General features: G+C 72.7%; 8 protein-coding genes. All 8 read left to right on the top strand.

What is annotated here, in order from left to right:
• The first annotated feature begins 400 nt into the window (after positions 1 to 400).
• Positions 401 to 1747 carry a hypothetical protein gene (locus AAG827_RS16425; protein WP_341927249.1) on the top strand — a complete coding sequence of 449 codons (1347 nt, stop codon included), beginning with the start codon at positions 401 to 403 and terminating at the stop codon, positions 1745 to 1747.
• Between the two features lie 93 nt (positions 1748 to 1840).
• Complete coding sequence (locus AAG827_RS16420) at positions 1841 to 2890, top strand: acyl-CoA dehydrogenase family protein (protein WP_341927248.1); 1050 nt, start codon at positions 1841 to 1843, stop codon at positions 2888 to 2890.
• Positions 2887 to 4221 (top strand): bifunctional PIG-L family deacetylase/class I SAM-dependent methyltransferase, encoded by a 1335-nt coding sequence (locus AAG827_RS16415; RefSeq protein WP_341927247.1) that lies wholly within the window; start codon positions 2887 to 2889, stop codon positions 4219 to 4221. Before AAG827_RS16420 ends, AAG827_RS16415 begins: the two co-directional genes overlap by 4 nt.
• Entirely contained in the window at positions 4200 to 4946 is a 747-nt protein-coding gene (locus AAG827_RS16410) for a glycosyltransferase family A protein (RefSeq protein ID WP_341927246.1), read from the top strand. The genes AAG827_RS16415 and AAG827_RS16410 overlap by 22 nt, the downstream gene beginning before the upstream one ends.
• 179 nt (positions 4947 to 5125) lie before the next feature.
• Entirely contained in the window at positions 5126 to 5347 is a 222-nt protein-coding gene (locus AAG827_RS16405) for a hypothetical protein (RefSeq protein ID WP_341927245.1), read from the top strand.
• A gap of 152 nt (positions 5348 to 5499) precedes the next feature.
• Positions 5500 to 7674 carry a glycogen debranching protein GlgX gene (gene glgX, locus AAG827_RS16400; protein ID WP_341927244.1) on the top strand — a complete coding sequence of 725 codons (2175 nt, stop codon included), beginning with the start codon at positions 5500 to 5502 and terminating at the stop codon, positions 7672 to 7674.
• Positions 7675 to 7680: 6 nt separating this feature from the next.
• The gene (gene treY, locus AAG827_RS16395) at positions 7681 to 9978 is read left to right on the top strand and encodes a malto-oligosyltrehalose synthase (protein WP_341927243.1); all 2298 of its coding nucleotides are present in this window, start codon (positions 7681 to 7683) and stop codon (positions 9976 to 9978) included.
• The gene (gene treZ, locus AAG827_RS16390; RefSeq protein ID WP_341927242.1) at positions 9975 to 11705 is read left to right on the top strand and encodes a malto-oligosyltrehalose trehalohydrolase; all 1731 of its coding nucleotides are present in this window, start codon (positions 9975 to 9977) and stop codon (positions 11703 to 11705) included. The genes treY and treZ overlap by 4 nt, the downstream gene beginning before the upstream one ends.
• Positions 11706 to 11731: the final 26 nt, after the last annotated feature.

Raw genomic sequence — 11731 nt, 5'->3', positions numbered from 1 at the left:
GTACTTCGGACTTCTCAACGGCACAACCTCTGTTGAGGTTGAGCAGAATCGGATGGCGCTGAGCGGCCCGGCAGGTTCGATGACGTTCGTTCGCAGTGACTGAACCGCGCAGGATCCGACCTCGTTCCTATACATCCGGACATGCCGCGATGAGCGCGGTTCGCACGAGCGCATCAAGCCGCCAGGGCAGATGGACGCCGCGCACGCTTGCTCCCGGGACAGGTGGCGCTCGTCGCGAGAAGGGTGACCTGGGGCCGGCCTGTCGCCGAGGTGGGCGTTTTCGAATGACTTCGCCAACCGGCGGAAGCCCCCAGGAGGCCGACGCTGCCACGGCCGGCATCCCGTGAGCGCGATATCTGGCGTCTAGGGTGAGGGGCCGCTCCCGCCTCGGAGGACCCGCATGATCCGCACCCTGACGTCTGTCCTGCTCACGCTCGGCGCGGTGCTCGCGACCGGTCCCGTCGCCGCGAGTGCCGGGCTCGCCGCGGGACCTGGGGCGGCGGTCGCTGCCACCTGCCAGGGCGAGACACCGACCATCACGGGCTCGGGCGGCGTCGACGGCACCCAGGGGGACGACGTGATCCTGGCGCTCCGCGGTGGGCCGGTGCGTGCGCTGGGCGGCGACGACGTGATCTGTCTCGACGACAGCGTGCGGGGCTTCTCCGTCGAGGCGGGACCCGGCGACGACCGTGTCCTCGACCGTGCCGGTGGCTACAACCTCATCCGGCTCGGGGAGGGCGACGACACCTACGAGGCAGCGGCAGGCGACCACCACGACTCCGTGGAAGCCGGACCCGGCGTGGACACGGTGGCGACGGGCGGTGGCGACGACGACGTCTCCACCGGTGTGGAGGGCGAGCCGAACGTCGACGTCGTCGATCTCGGGGACGGCGATGACCGGCTGTTCCTGACCGGTGAGGACCAGGCAGGTGCGAGCCTCGACGGTGGGGCAGGCGAGGACTCGCTCGACGCTCGGCGTACGTCGTCGGGTGAGGCCTTCCTGACCCCCGGCGACTGGCTGTTCGACAACGTCGCCGGGCACGCCACGCTCGACGGACAGACCCGGCTCACCTGGTCCGGCCTGGAGGTGTTCTTCCTGGGCGGCTTCGGCGGGACCCGGCAGACCTTCCTCGGTGGCCCCGCTGCGGAGCGGGCGGTCATGGACGAGCGCCACGACCCGAGCGCCGACCTCGGCGGCGGCGACGACGAGCTGCTCCTCGTCGCGACCACGATCGGGGTGCGCAGGCCGATCGTCGGCGGCGCGGGGACCGACCTGCTCGAGATCGAGAACCCCCAGCACCTTGCGCGCGTGGTCGCGTCCCTCCCGGCCGGCATGGTCCGGACGACGTTCCCCGCGCGGGAGGCACCGCTGCCGTCGCCACCAGCGACGTCCTGGACGTTCACGGCGTTCGAGGGTGTGGGCGTCCTCGCGCCGGTGGTGCGGGTGATCGGTGACGCGGGCCCCAACCGGCTCTCCGGCGACGGCTGCGACGTGATCGTCACGGGCGGTGCCGGTCCCGACGTCATCGACGTGAGCCCGCTGGCGTTCGACGAGTTCTCCTGCCCGCCGCCGGAGGACCGCAGTGCCGTGGCGGTCGGGCAGCGCGGCAACGACCGGCTGACCGGTGCCAACCCCTATCGCGAGACGCTCGTCGGCGGGCCCGGCTTCGACCGTGCCTTCGGACTGGCCGGCGAGGACGTCTGCGCGGCCGAGCGCGAGGCCCGCTGCGAGCTGGACCCGGGGTAGGCCTGCAGGCTTCCACCCGTAGGGGCGAGCCGGAGGAGGCCCTCGGCCTCCCATACTCGACAGCATGGGTGAGCACACGCCGATCGATGCTGGATGACCGACCGCCAGGACGTCCGGCTCACCCCTCACTGCAGCACGGTCCCGGTGCTCGACCGCGTGCGCGCCGTCCTTCACGACACCCCGCCGGGCAGCGAGCCCCTCGAGCCCCTCGCCCAGGGCCTGACCGACGGCGTGCCGCAGCCGGGTGCGGGGGAGACCCTGCTCCGGTGGGAGGTGCTGGCCACCCTCGGAGCCCATGACCTCCAGGTGGCCCGGGCCGCCGAGCCGCACCTCGACGCGCTGGCGATCCTCGACGAGGCCGGCCGCGACGACCTGGCCGGCCCGGGACTGCGGTGGGGCGTCTTCGCGGCCGAGGGGCCCGGCGTACGCCTCGAGGCGCGTCAGCACGACGACGGCACCTGGACCCTCGCGGGTACCAAGCCCTGGTGCTCGCTGGGCTCGCAGCTCGAGCGGGCCCTCGTCACGGCCTGGGTCGACGAGGAGCGGCGCGCGATGTTCGCCGTCGACCTCACCGACGCGCGCGTCGGCCCCGCCGAGACGGCCCACGCGTGGGCACCGACCGGCCTCCCCGACATCCCGAGCGGCCCCCTCGCCTTCGCCGACGTCCCGGCCCAGCCGGTCGGCGACCCCGGCTGGTACCTCCGCCGCGACGGCTTCAGCTGGGGCGGCATCGGCGTGGCCGCCGTCTGGTACGGCGGCGCGGTGGCCCTCCACCGACGGCTGCTCCGCGCGGCCGGTGACCGGGCGCCCGACCAGGTCGGGCTGGCGCACCTCGGGGCGACCGACGCGTGCCTGCACGGCGCACGGGCGGTCCTCGCCGAGTCGGCCGCCGACATCGACGCCGGCCTCGTCACGGGGCCGGCAGGGCAGGTCGCCGCGCTCCGGGTGCGTCAGGTCGTAGCCGACGCCGTCGAGGACGTGCTGCGCCACGCCGCGCATGCCCTCGGCCCGGCGCCGCTCGTGGAGGCCGAGCACGCGCGTCGGGTGGCCGACCTCCAGCTCTACGTCCGCCAGCATCATGCCGAGCGCGACGCCGCCGTCCTCGGCCGCGCCCTCACGCAGCCCCCGGAGGCGACCCGATGACCGACTTCACCCACGACACCCCGGGCACCCGCGCCAAGGAGTGGCAGACCCACGCCCGCTGGTCCACGCTGCCGACGCTCGACCCCTGGCAGACCCGGCCGGACCGCGTCGTGGTCCTCGCCGCCCACCCCGACGACGAGTCGCTCGGCGCCGGCGGGTTGATGGCCGAGGCCGCCCGACGTGGCCTCCAGGTGGACCTGCTGCTGCTCACCGACGGCGAGGGCAGCCACCCCGGCTCGCCGACCCACACCCCCGAGCTCCTCGCCCGCCGCCGTCGCACCGAGGGCGAGGCCGCGGCCCGGGCCCTGGGGGTCACCGGCGACGTCGTGCGCCTCGGCCTGCCCGACGGCGACGTCGCCACCCACCACGCCCGCGTCGTACGACGAGTGGTCGACGTCCTCGGGGACGCGCGGCGCACGCTGCTGGTCGCGCCCTGGCGCGGGGACGGTCACCCCGACCACGAGGCCGCCGGACACGTGGCGGCGGCGGTGGCGGTGCGCACGGGTGCGCGCCTGCTGGAGTATCCCGTCTGGTTCTGGCACTGGTCCACGCCCGACGACGCGCCCTGGGCGCTCCTCGGCGCGGTGCGGCTCGACGAGGACGCCAGGAGTCGCAAGGAGCTGGCGATCGCCGCGCACGTCACCCAGGTGCAGCGGCTCTCCGAGCTGCCCGGCGACGAGGTGCTGCTCGGCGAGGAGCTGCTCGAGCACTTCGCGGGCGACGTCGAGGTCTTCGTCAGCCAGCCCGCGACCGACCCGGCCCTCGACGACCTGCACCGGGGCGACGAGGACCCGTGGGGCACGCAGGTGCGGTGGTACGAGCAGCGCAAGCGCGACCTGACCCTGGCCGCGCTGCCCCGACCGACCTACGACCGCACGCTCGAGGTCGGCTGCTCGCGCGGGACCCTGACCCGGGCGCTCGCCGCGCGCTCCGAGCAGGTGCTCGCCCTCGACGCCTCGCCGCGCGCGGTCGAGCTGGCCCGCCAGGGGCTCGCCGACCTCGCCACCGTCGAGGTCCGCGAGGCGCAGGTGCCCGACGCGTGGCCGGAGGGGGAGTTCGACCTGGTGGTCGTCTCCGAGGTGGCCTACTTCCTCAGCCCCGTGGCCCTGGAGTCGCTCGTCGAGCGGATCCGTGGCTGCCTGACGCCGGACGGCACCGTCGTCCTCGCGCACTGGCGCCACCGTGTCGAGGGCTGGCCCATGGACGGGCCGCACGCCCACGACGTCGTGCGCGCCGCCGGCCTCCGGCCCGAGGTCGGTTCCTGGACCGACCGTGACGTCGAGATCGTCGTCCTCGGCGCGGAGGCCACGTGGCCGGACCCGACCCGATGAGCGTCCGCACGACCGGGATCTCCCGGGTGCAGGTCGTCATCCCGGCCCGCGACGAGGAGGCCCGACTCGGGGCCTGCCTGCGCTCGGTGGCGGAGTCCGTGCGACGCCTGAGCCAGGCCCGTCCCGGGGTGCGCGTCGGGGTCACCGTGGTCCTCGACCGGTGCACCGACGCCTCCCCGGCGGTCGCGAGCCGTTTCGCGGTCGACGTCGTCGTCTCCCACTGGGGCAACGTCGGCGCTGCGCGACGTGCCGGGATCGAGCACGCCGTCCTGAGGTCCACGGACGGGCCCACGGGCGGGCCCGCCGGCACCTGGGTCGCCTGCACCGACGGCGACACCGTCGTCCCGCCCACGTGGCTGCTCGACCAGGTGCTCCAGGCGGGCGTGGGGGTCCAGCTGGTCGTCGGGGCCGTCACGCCCGACCCGGTCGACGGCGACGCGGCGGTCGCGGGACTGTGGCGCGAGCGGCACCGCGGTGCCCGGGCCGGCGACCACGTCCACGGGGCCAACCTCGGCTTCCGCCTCGACGCCTACCGCGCGGTCGGTGGCTTCCCTGCGCTCGCCGAGCACGAGGACGTCGCCCTGGTCCGCGCGCTGCGGGCGCACGGCGTACGACAGGGGGTCGCGCCGACCGTCGTCACCTCGGCGCGCCTGGTCGGGCGCACCCCCGGCGGGTTCGCCGGCTACCTGCGTGGCCTCGACGAGGGACTGCGGGTCGAGGCCTGAGCCTCCCCGATCTGGGGGAGCGCGGGTGGACGTGGGCCGCCCGCCGCCCGTAGAACCGCAGGACCGGTCCGGGGGCCGGTCCGGCGGCGACGAGGGAGGGACCAGTGCTCACGAGCGGGTCACGGGCGTCGTCGCAGGAAACATCCTCCGCCACGGCATCCGCCAGACCACCCACCGCGTTGAGCCTCGGCGCGCACATCTTCGTCAGCCGCCTGGCAGCGGGTCCCGAGCAGCTCGACGAGCAGCGCCTCACCGCCCTGGTCGAGCGCGCGCTCCCGTGGATCGAGGCCGAGGACGTGCCCCTCGACGTCGGGCTGCTCCTGATGGAGAAGGTCGTGCTCGCGCTGCTGGACGAGCCGGGCGGGCCGCGACGCCACCTCAGCCTGGTCCCGCGCGACTGACGCGCCCCCATGCCGCCGGGGCATGTGCCGCATCCCACGTCGCGATCCATGGTGGATGATGCGTGCAGAGCCGCGACCGGGGTACTGGGCCGCGGACGAGTCGTCGACGAGGACGAGTCACCCCTTCCAGCTGACTGATCATCGGAGGCACCGTGCACGACTCCTGGCCTGGCCACGCCTACCCCCTGGGAGCGACGTACGACGGCTCCGGCACCAACTTCGCGCTCTTCAGCGAGGTGGCCGACCGCGTCGAGCTCTGCCTCTTCGAGGCCGACGGCACCGAGACCCGCTTCGAGGTCAGCGAGGTCGACGCCTACGTCTGGCACTGCTACCTCCCGCACGTCCAGCCCGGCCAGCGCTACGGCTACCGCGTGCACGGTCCGTGGGAGCCCGAGAAGGGCCTGCGCTGCAACCCCGCCAAGCTTCTCCTCGACCCCTACGCCAAGGCGACGACGCGCGAGATCGACTGGGACAACAGCCTCTTCGGCTACACCTTCGGCGACCCCGACTCGCGCAACGACGAGGACTCCGCGCCGCACATGACCTTCGGCGTGGTCATCAACCCCTTCTTCGACTGGGAGGGCGACCGCCGGCTCAACTACCCCCTCAACGAGACGGTCGTCTACGAGGCGCACGTCAAGGGCATGACCCAGCTGCACCCCGACCTCCCCGAGGACATCCGCGGCACCTACGCCGGTCTGGCCCACCCGGCCATCACCGACCACCTCAAGCGCCTCGGCGTGACCGCGATCGAGCTGATGCCGGTCCACCAGTTCATCCAGGACAGCACGCTGCTCGAGAAGGGCCTGCGCAACTACTGGGGCTACAACACCCTCGGGTTCTTCGCCCCGCACGCGGAGTACGCCGGGACCGACCAGGTCGGCCAGCAGGTCCAGGAGTTCAAGTCCATGGTCAAGGCCATGCACGCCGCCGGCATCGAGGTCATCCTCGACGTGGTCTACAACCACACCGCCGAGGGCAACCACATGGGCCCGACGCTGAGCTTCAAGGGCATCGACAACCCGGCCTACTACCGGCTGATGGAGGACGAGCCGCAGTACTACATGGACTACACCGGCACCGGCAACAGCCTCAACGTCCGGCACCCGCACTCGCTCCAGCTGATCATGGACTCGCTGCGCTACTGGGTCACCGAGATGCACGTCGACGGCTTCCGCTTCGACCTCGCCTCGGCCCTCGCGCGCGAGTTCTACGACGTCGACCGGCTCGCGACCTTCTTCGAGCTCGTGCAGCAGGACCCGGTGGTGAGCCAGGTCAAGCTGATCGCCGAGCCGTGGGACGTCGGCCCCGGCGGCTACCAGGTCGGTGGCTTCCCGCCGCAGTGGACCGAGTGGAACGGCGCCTACCGCGACGTCGTGCGCGACTTCTGGCGCGGCGAGCCCTCGCTGGGCGAGTTCGCCTCCCGCCTGGCGGGATCGGCCGACCTCTACGAGCACTCCGGTCGTCGCCCGGTGGCGAGCATCAACTTCGTCACCGCCCACGACGGCTTCACGCTGGCCGACCTCGTCTCCTACAACGAGAAGCACAACGAGGCCAACGGGGAGGACTCCAACGACGGCGAGAGCCACAACCGCTCGTGGAACCACGGAGTCGAGGGGCCGACCGACGACCCCGAGATCCGCTCCTTCCGCGCCCGCGAGCAGCGCAACATCCTCGCGACCCTGCTGCTCAGCCAGGGCGTGCCGATGCTGTTGCACGGCGACGAGATGGGCCGCACCCAGCAGGGCAACAACAACACCTACGCGCAGGACTCCGAGATCGCCTGGATGCACTGGGACGACGCCGACAAGCCGCTCGTGGAGTTCACCGCGGCCCTGATCAAGCTGCGCATGGACCACCCGACGTTCCGTCGCAAGCGCTTCTTCACTGGCAACAGCGTGCGCACCGAGATCCCCGGCGGTGACGGCGACCGGCTCAACGACATCGTGTGGCTGCACCTCGACGGCCGCCCGATGGAGGACAGCGACTGGGACGGTGGCAACCAGGCCATCGGGATGTATCTCAACGGCCACGGGATCGCCGGCAAGGACGCCCGCGGCGGCGAGATCATCGACGACCACTTCCTGCTCTACTTCAACGCCGACGGCCGCACCGAGCTCACGCTGCCGCCGGAGGAGTACTCCGCCGCCTGGGAGGTCGTGGTCGACACCGCCGGGGGAGTCGACACCAAGACGCCCTACGCCGCGGGGTCGACGCTGCCCCTGGAGCACCGCAGCCTGGTGGTCCTGCGGGAGTACGCCGAGCCCGAGGCGGAGCCCGACCACTCGGTCGCTGCGTCCCTGGCCGCCCAGGCCGACCGGGGCTGACGCGCGATGGCTGCTCGGGCTCCCCGCAACACCTACCGCTTCCAGGTCACGGCCGACTTCGACCTGCACGAGGCCGCGCGCCGGCTGCCCTACCTGCACGACCTCGGCGTCGACTGGGTCTACCTGTCGCCGCTGCTGTCGGCGGAGCCCGGCAGCGACCACGGCTACGACGTCGTCTCCCACGAGGGCATCGACCCGACGCGAGGCGGGGCCGAGGGCCTCGCGGCGCTCTCCGCGGAGGCTCGGCGTCTCGGCATGGGGGTGCTGGTCGACATCGTGCCCAACCACGTCGGGGTCGCGACCCCGGTCGAGAACGCGTGGTGGTGGGACCTGCTGACCCACGGTCGCGAGTCGCGCTACGCCGACGCGTTCGACGTCGACTGGGACTTCGGCGACGGACGCGTCCGGATCCCCGCCGTGGGCGACGACGACGAGGGCTCGATCCGGGTCGTCGACGACGAGGTGCGCTACCACGACCACCGCTTCCCGCTGGCTCCCGGCACGACCAGCGTCGACGAGCAGCACTACGAGCTGGTCTCGTGGCGCAGTGCCGACGACCAGCTCAACTACCGTCGCTTCTTCGCGGTCAACACCCTCGCCGCGATCCGCGTCGAGGACCGCGCGGTCTTCGACGAGAGCCACGCCGAGATCAGGCGCTGGTTCGACGAGGGCCTCGTCGACGGCCTGCGCGTCGACCACCCCGACGGCCTGCGCGACCCCCGCGGCTACCTCGACGACCTGGCGACGCTGACCGGCGGCGCCTACGTCCTCGTCGAGAAGATCCTCGAGGAGGGCGAGGACCTGCCGCGCACTTGGGCGACGGCCGGCACCACGGGCTACGACGCGCTCGGGCTCGTGGAGCGGGTCCTGGTGGACCCTGCCGGACAGACCGCCCTCGACGAGCTTGAGACCCGGCTGCGCGGCCACGAGGTCGACTGGACCGAGCTGATCCACGACACCAAGCGAGCGATCGCCGACGGCATCCTCCGCTCGGAGGTACGCCGGATCGTGCGCGAGCTGCCCGGCGAGACGTTGGCGGCGGCCGAGGTCGGCGAGCTCGAGGACGGGGTGGCCGAGCTGCTGGCGTGCTTCCCGGTCTACCGCTCCTACCTCCCCGACGAGCAGCACCACCTCGACCGCGCCTTCACCATCGCCCGCACGCACCGGTCCGACCTCGCCGCCGTGCTCGGCGTACTGGCCCCGGTCCTGAAGGATGCCGACAGCGACGCCGCACTGCGCTTCCAGCAGACCAGCGGCATGGTGATGGCCAAGGGCGTCGAGGACACCGCGTTCTACCGCTACTCGCGGCTCACCTCGCTCAACGAGGTGGGCGGCGACCCCAGCGTCTTCTCCGTGAGCACCGACCAGTGGCACGAGCACATGGTGAAGCGGCAGACCGTGTGGCCCGAGGCGATGACGACCCTGTCGACGCACGACACCAAGCGCGGCGAGGACGTCCGTGCCCGCATCACCGCCCTGGCGGAGATGCCCACGATCTGGGGTGATGCTCTCGACCGGTTGCTCGAGCTCGCTCCTGCGCCCGACCCGGGCTTCGCCTCGCTGCTGTGGCAGGCCGTGCTCGGCGCCTGGCCCGCTTCCCGCGAGCGGCTGCACGCCTACGCCGAGAAGGCGATGCGCGAGGCGGGCGACCGCACGACGTGGACCGCACCCGACGAGGACTACGAGACCGCCGTGCACCGGCTGGTCGACGCGGCGTTCGACTCCGAGGAGGTCGCCGAGGTGCTCGACGAGCTGCTCGGCCACGTCGTCGCGCCGGGCTGGGTCAACACGCTGTCGGCCAAGCTGCTCGCGATCACGATGCCGGGCGTGCCCGACGTCTACCAGGGCAGCGAGCTGTGGGAGCAGAGCCTGGTCGACCCCGACAACCGGCGTCCGGTCGACTACGACCTGCGGCGCGAGCTGCTCAGCGGCGTCAACACCTCGTCGCTGCCGCCGGCCGTCTCCACCTCGCTCGACTCGGTCGGGCTCGACAAGCTGCTGGTCACCTCGCGGGCGCTCGGCCTGCGTCGCGACCGGCCCGACCTCTTCGGGTCCTACGCGCCGCTGGGGGCGAGCGGGCTCCTGGCCGACCACGTGCTGGCCTTCGACCGCGGGGGAGCGGTCACGGTCGTGACGCGCCTGCCCTTCGGCCTCGAGTCCCAGGGCGGCTGGGGCGACACGACGCTGGCGCTGCCCGAGGGGCAGTGGCGCGACGTGCTGACCCTGCGCCGCATCACCTCCGGCAGCCTGGCGAGCATGCTCTCGCCGCTGCCCGTCGCACTGCTGATCCGGGAGGACGCATGACCACCCGCTTCGACGTCTGGGCCCCGCGACCCTCGCGGGTCCGCCTCGCCGTGGCCGACGAGGTCGTCGAGATGACCCTTCTCGACGGCGGCTGGTGGACGCCCGTGGGGCCCGTGCCCGACGGGGAGGTCGACTACGGCTACCTCCTCGACGACGACGAGACCCCGCGGCCCGACCCGCGCTCCCTGCGCCAGCCCGCCGGGGTGCATGAGCGCTCGCGCACCTACGACCCGTCCGCGTTCGCCTGGACCGACGCCGCGTGGACCGGGCGCCAGCTCGCCGGCTCGGTGATCTACGAGCTCCACATCGGCACGTTCACCCCCGAGGGCACCTTCGACGCCGCGCTCGGCAAGCTGGACCACCTGCGCTCGATCGGGGTCGACCTGGTCGAGGTCATGCCCGTCAACGCCGTCAACGGCACCCACAACTGGGGCTACGACGGCGTCCTGTGGTCGGCGGTCACCGAGTCCTACGGCGGGCCCGAGGGCTACCAGCGCTTCGTCGACGGCTGCCACGCCGCCGGGCTGGGCGTCATCCAGGACGTCGTCTACAACCACCTCGGCCCCTCGGGCAACTACCTCCCGCTCTACGGGCCCTACCTCAAGACCGGCGCCAACACCTGGGGCGACCTGGTCAACCTCGACGAGGAGGGCTCCGCCGAGGTCCGGCGGCTCATCCTCGACAACGTGCGGCTGTGGCTGCACGACTACCACGTCGACGGTCTGCGGCTCGACGCCGTGCACGCCCTCGCTGACTCCTCGCCGACCCACCTGCTCGAGGAGATGGCGATCGAGGTCGCGTCCCTGTCGGCGCACCAGCGCCGTCCGCTCACCCTGATCGCCGAGTCCGACCTCAACGACCCCGTGATGGTGACCCCGCGCGAGGCCGGTGGCTACGGTCTCGACGCGCAGTGGAGCGACGACTTCCACCACGCGGTCCACGTGGCGCTGACCGGCGAGACCGAGGGCTACTACGCCGACTTCGAGCCCCTCGGCGCGCTCGCCAAGGTCTTCGAGCGCGGCTTCTTCCACGACGGCACCTACTCCTCCTTCCGCGAGCGCGACCACGGCGTGCCGATCGACACCGCCGCCATGGGCACCTGGCGCCTGGTCGTCTGCAGCCAGAACCACGACCAGATCGGCAACCGCGCCGTGGGCGACCGGATCACCGAGGTGCTCGACGACGACCAGCTGGCCTGTGCTGCCCTGCTCACGCTGGCCGGCCCGTTCACGCCGATGCTCTTCCAGGGCGAGGAGTGGGCCGCCGCCGAGCCCTTCCAGTTCTTCACCTCCCACCCCGAGCCCGAGTTGGCCAAGGCGACGGCCGAGGGACGCATCAAGGAGTTCGAGAAGATGGGCTGGGACCCCGCGGTCGTCCCCGACCCGCAGGACCCCGAGACGTTCGAGCGGTCCAAGCTCGACTGGTCGCAGCTGGAGACCGGCCGGCACGCCCGCCTCCTCGCGGTCTACCGCCGCCTGGCCGAGCTGCGCCGCACGCTCCCCGAGCTGACCGACCCGTCCTTCTCGCTGACCTCCACGCGGGTCGACGAGGAGGCACGCACGTTCGTCCTCGAGCGTGGCGCCGTCACCGTCGCGCTCAACCTCGGCGAGGAGCCGGTCTCGCTCGAGGTGCGGCCCGGGGAGCTGCTCTTCGAGACCGAGGCGGGGGCCTCCCTGAGCGGCACCACGCTCGAGCTGCCCGCGCATGCGGGCGCGCTCCTGCGCTAGCTCGGCGAGGAGTCGAGTCGGCGCAA

It is taken from the genome of Nocardioides psychrotolerans (assembly GCF_943371775.1).
Lineage (GTDB): Bacteria > Actinomycetota > Actinomycetes > Propionibacteriales > Nocardioidaceae > Nocardioides > Nocardioides psychrotolerans_A.
Note: the sequence above shows the minus strand (reverse complement) of the source record. Positions and strands in the feature narration are given on the sequence as shown.

What these genes read in the sequence shown, in the direction of transcription:
- AAG827_RS16425 (WP_341927249.1), top strand. Translation starts at nt 401, where the DNA reads ATGATCCGCACCCTGACGTCTGTCCTGCTCACGCTCGGCGCGGTGCTC.
- AAG827_RS16420 (WP_341927248.1), top strand. Translation starts at nt 1,841, where the DNA reads ATGACCGACCGCCAGGACGTCCGGCTCACCCCTCACTGCAGCACGGTC.
- AAG827_RS16415 (WP_341927247.1), top strand. Translation starts at nt 2,887, where the DNA reads ATGACCGACTTCACCCACGACACCCCGGGCACCCGCGCCAAGGAGTGG.
- treY (WP_341927243.1), top strand. Translation starts at nt 7,681, where the DNA reads ATGGCTGCTCGGGCTCCCCGCAACACCTACCGCTTCCAGGTCACGGCC.
- treZ (WP_341927242.1), top strand. Translation starts at nt 9,975, where the DNA reads ATGACCACCCGCTTCGACGTCTGGGCCCCGCGACCCTCGCGGGTCCGC.